General features: G+C 59.1%; 5 protein-coding genes. 1 reads left to right on the forward strand and 4 read right to left on the reverse strand.

Going from position 1 to position 4,327, the window contains the following annotated elements:
* The 4 genes from B3M53_RS06240 to B3M53_RS06255 form a co-directional block, all read right to left on the reverse strand.
* Window positions 1-725: SDR family NAD(P)-dependent oxidoreductase (locus B3M53_RS06240; protein ID WP_286799935.1), on the reverse strand; the 725-nt coding region annotated here is incomplete at its 3' end.
* A gap of 12 nt (window positions 726-737) precedes the next feature.
* Entirely contained in the window at window positions 738-2,267 is a 1,530-nt protein-coding gene (locus B3M53_RS06245) for a cryptochrome/photolyase family protein (RefSeq protein WP_286799936.1), read from the reverse strand.
* On the reverse strand, window positions 2,267-2,968 hold the full coding sequence (locus B3M53_RS06250) for a DUF6134 family protein (protein WP_286799939.1): 702 nt from the start codon (window positions 2,966-2,968) through the stop codon (window positions 2,267-2,269). Before B3M53_RS06250 ends, B3M53_RS06245 begins: the two co-directional genes overlap by 1 nt.
* 22 nt (window positions 2,969-2,990) lie before the next feature.
* The gene (locus tag B3M53_RS06255) at window positions 2,991-3,650 is read right to left on the reverse strand and encodes a cupin domain-containing protein (RefSeq protein WP_286799942.1); all 660 of its coding nucleotides are present in this window, start codon (window positions 3,648-3,650) and stop codon (window positions 2,991-2,993) included.
* 141 nt (window positions 3,651-3,791) lie between these two features.
* On the opposite strand from B3M53_RS06255, the gene B3M53_RS06260 reads away from it, so the two are divergent.
* Window positions 3,792-4,327: pyridoxal-phosphate dependent enzyme (locus B3M53_RS06260; RefSeq protein ID WP_286799944.1), on the forward strand; the 536-nt coding region annotated here is incomplete at its 3' end.

The following is a 4,327-nucleotide window of genomic DNA, read 5'->3' on the forward strand; positions in this document are numbered from 1 at the left end:
AGCGCGTAGATCAGCTTCAACATCCAGGTGAAGCGTTTGGGAAAGGTGATCTCGAACCCTTTACGGTTCATCCCTTTGCAGATGCGCTTGGCCGCGGTTTCCGCGCTCACCATGAAGGGTTTGGGGAAGGCGTTGTCATCCTGAGCCGGGGTGTCGACAAACCCTGGCGTGACGCACTGAACCGTCACCCCATAGCGATGAAGCTCAATGGCGAGCCCCTCGGCCATGTTCAGAAGCCCTGCCTTGGTCGCCCCGTAAGCGGTCGCGGTGGGCATGCCGCCAAATGCTGTGGCGGACGACACGATCACCAGCTGGCCTTTGCCACGCTCGCAAAAGCGCGGGGTCAGCGCGCAGACGCACGCGGCCGCACCCTTCAGGTTCACATCAAATGTCTTGGCGTAATCCTCAAAGCGCGGGTTTTCCGCCTCGATCGAGATATAGACGCCGGCATTGAGGATCGCCCGTGCGATCGGTCCATGGTCAGATTCAATTTGAGCGAGTGCGGCGGAGACGGCGCGATCATCACTGATATCCACGGGATAGGCGAAGACCTGACCGGGGTGGCGTCGCGCCAGCGCATCGAGCTTGTCTTCGCTGCGGGCCGAGATCGCCACGCGCCAGCCTTCCTTGACCAGATCGGCGAGCAAGGCTTCGCCGATCCCGGAACTCGCGCCGGTGAGCCAGCACACGCCATCAGCAGGCGTCGGTATTGAAGGCGCTGTCATGGTGTTCAGTCCTTACTCGGCAATGCCGATGCGTTTGAAAAATCGTTGGCTATCTGCGGCGATGGCATCGGTCTTTTCGTCCGTCATCCGATCCAGCGTCTTGTAGATCATGGATAAACGGTGATTGCCCTTCAGCCGTTCCCGATTCTCGATCAGGAAGTTCCAGTACAGATAGTTGAACGGGCACGCTTTTGGCCCGTTTTTCTTGGTCACTGCATAGCTGCAGGATTTGCAGCTATCGCTCATCTTGTTGATATAACTTCCTGATGCGGCGTACGGTTTGGTCGCCATCAAACCGCCATCGGCATAGAGCGCCATGCCGTGGGTATTGGGCGCTTCCACCCATTCATAGGCGTCCGCGTATACGGCGAGATACCAGTCATTGACCGCCTTGGGATCAATACCGGCAAGCAACGCGAAGTTTCCTGTCACCATCAGCCGTTGAATATGATGCGCATAGGCGTGTTTGCGGGTCGTGGTGACGACATCACGCACGCACGCCATGTCGGTGTCCGCTGTCCAGTAGAAGTCAGGCAGCGGACGCTTGGCCTCAAGCGCATTGCGCTCAAGATAGTCCGGCATGAACCGCCAGTAGATTCCGCGAACATATTCACGCCAGCCCAGGATTTGCCGAATGAAGCCTTCCACCGCGTTCAGCGGGGCGTCGCCCTTTTCATAGGCCGCCTCCGCCTTTCGGCAGGCCATGAGTGGGTCGAGAAGGCCGATATTGAGATAGAGCGCGATGACAGAGTGAAACAGGAAGGCCTCGCCCTGTTTCATGGCGTCCTGGTAATCGCCAAAGCTGGGCAGGCCGTTGTGTAAAAACCAGTCCAGTTGCGCGTCCGCATCTTCGGCCGTGACGGCGTAACCAAAGGGTTCAAGATCGCCGAATTGATCAGGAAACTGTTCCGCGACCAGCTCAATGACCTGCCGGGTCATCGCATCAGGCTCGATCCAGGCGCGCTCGGGAAGGGTCACACCAGCGGGTAGTGATTTGCGGTTGTCCTGATCAAAATTCCATTGCCCGCCAACGGGCTTGTCGCCCTCCATCAAGAGGCCCGTCTCCCGGCGCATCTCACGATAGAAATACTCCATGGTCAGGCGCTTGCGTCCGTCCGCCCACGCGTCAAACCGGTCCAGCGAACAGATAAAACGGTCGTCGCGACGGATTTGAACGGGTAGATCAAAAGCGTCCGACCAGCTCTCCATATCCGTCTTCAGACGATATTCGCCCGGAGAGGTGGTGACGACCGTGTCAAAGGCCTGCGTCTCAAGCGCCCGAGCTACTTCTGATTTCAAAGCGCCGGTGTTCTCAGGATCGTCAAACCTCACATAGCGCACGGACTTGCCGCCCCCTTCCAGGCTGGAAGCGAAATGGCGCATGGCGGAGAAGATGAAGGCGATCTTCTTGGCGTGATGAGGGACGTATGACGCTTCTTCAGCAACCTCCGCCATCAGTATCAGATCGCCATCGCTATAATCAGCTAGGCTGGCGATGGATGCGCTGAGCTGATCGCCGAGAACAAGTCTGAGCGCAGGCATCAGCCCCTCAAAGGATCAGCACGGCGTTCATAGCGAATGGTCTGGCCCCTCGCCTCAAACTGGCAGCCGGCCCAGCGACCGTTTTCATCATACCACAGGTCCACGGTCAGATCGCTGGAGAGCCGATAGCGATGGGCGGTGATACTCGCGCCATCGGCCGCCAGCATTTCCTCGCCCAGATAATCCACCGTCACATCCAGCTCACTGCCATGTTCGGTGTTCAGGATGTCGTAGGCGCCTGTGCGATAGCCGCGCCAGTGCGAGCTGGGCAGAACCGAGAGCGGAAACTCCAGTGAAATTGCGCCCGCATCCGGGGTTTCACCCTCCACATCCAGACCCTCATTGGTGGTTTGAGCCTGCACACGATAGGTCTCGCCATCCTTGAAGGTTTCTGCGTTCAGTCCGATCAGCTGGCCTTCACGCCAGCGCTCAGTGGATTGGTGCTCATAGCGAAAGACGGTGATCGGCCCCAGACCGGCGCGAAGCTCGATGTCGACGGAGACCAGCAAATCATCGCCGTCCTGCTCAAAATGGACGGCGTGCGTGCCCATACGCTTGTCGCCATCGCGATAGACATCAAAGACAATGCTCTCGCCCGCGTTCGGCATGGGATTGGGCGAAGGCGCGTTATCAGCGGAGCCCCATGCGGCGCTCGTCAGCACAGCGCCTGCGCTCAAGGTCGTCATGATCAGTCGCAGCATGGTGAAACCTCCAAACAAAGGATCAGGACCGGTCCCAGCCCAGGACGCGGCTGGCCAGTGAGATGACCGGGTGTGTGAACTGCAGGCGCCCCATTTCAACCGACAGGCAAATGCAAGGACCGTCCGCATGAGCGCGAGGATTATGCGTCAGGGACGGATCGGCATGACAAACATCGCCCGCGCGATAATCCGCGTGGCCGTCATTGAAACCACCCTTCAACACCAGGGTCAGCTCTTCAGCCTGGTGAGTGTGTTCGGCGACGCCGCGCCCGGACGGCAGGCTGAGAAGGCGCACATGAACGCCATCTTCTTCCAGCGTCTCAAGCGGCATTTCCTGAATTCCGCCCATCTTGTTCATCCAGATGGGATGCGGATGGTCGCTCAAGACACGCTTGAGAGTATCGGGCAGGTCCAGGTTCATTTGATCAGATAGACGCGGACGCTGAGTAGCGGGAGCATGCGAGAAGCCGCCCAGTTTTTGAGACAAAGCCTCAAAGGCGCCGATATTCATGGCGGCCGGCTCTGTGTCTTCAAGCAGACCGCCCATGACGTGCTCAGCCTGATGCAGCAAGGTGTAGGCGCTTGCATTCATCTCTGCGTGGCAGGCGGCGAGAACCTGCACCGCTTTGGGCGCTGCGCCGCTGGCCACGTCCACCATCCATGCTGCGTCAAGCGTATGCATTTCGGTCACTCCAATTGTTCTTATCTTCTTACGCAGACGCGACGAAAACGGATCACGCCTGTGTTAAGGCGAGCCCGTTTGATTGCAGCCAGCTCAGACAGCTCCTAACTTGGCGCTCAGAACGCTGAAAAGAGGCTCGCCATGATCCCCCGCCCCGCCCGCTCTGTCATTGATCTCATCGGCGATACGCCGCTCCTTCGTCTAAACAAGGTGTCTGACGCAACAGGATGTGAAATCCTGGGCAAGGCCGAGTTCCTCAATCCGGGCGGATCGGTGAAGGATCGTGCGGCGCTTGGCATCATACGCGAAGCGGAAGCCAGCGGCGCGCTCAAACCGGGCGGGACCATTGTGGAAGGCACCGCCGGCAATACCGGCATCGGCCTGGCCATGGTCGGACGCGCTTTGGGCTACAAGGTGGTGATTGTCTTTCCGCGCACCCAGTCACGGGAGAAAGCGGACGCCATCCGCCTGATGGGCGCCCAGCTGATCGAAGTGGATGCGGTCCCCTATTCCAACCCCAACCATTATGCGCGCTATTCAGGCACGCTGGCGGAAGAGCTGAACGCGACTGAACCCAATGGCGCGATCTGGGCAAACCAGTTTGACAACACCGCCAACCGTCGCGCTCACGCCCAGACCACAGGCCCTGAAATCTGGGAGCAGACCGGCGGCAAGGT

The organism is Oceanicaulis sp. UBA2681 (assembly GCF_002354675.1).
Lineage (GTDB): Bacteria > Pseudomonadota > Alphaproteobacteria > Caulobacterales > Maricaulaceae > Oceanicaulis > Oceanicaulis alexandrii.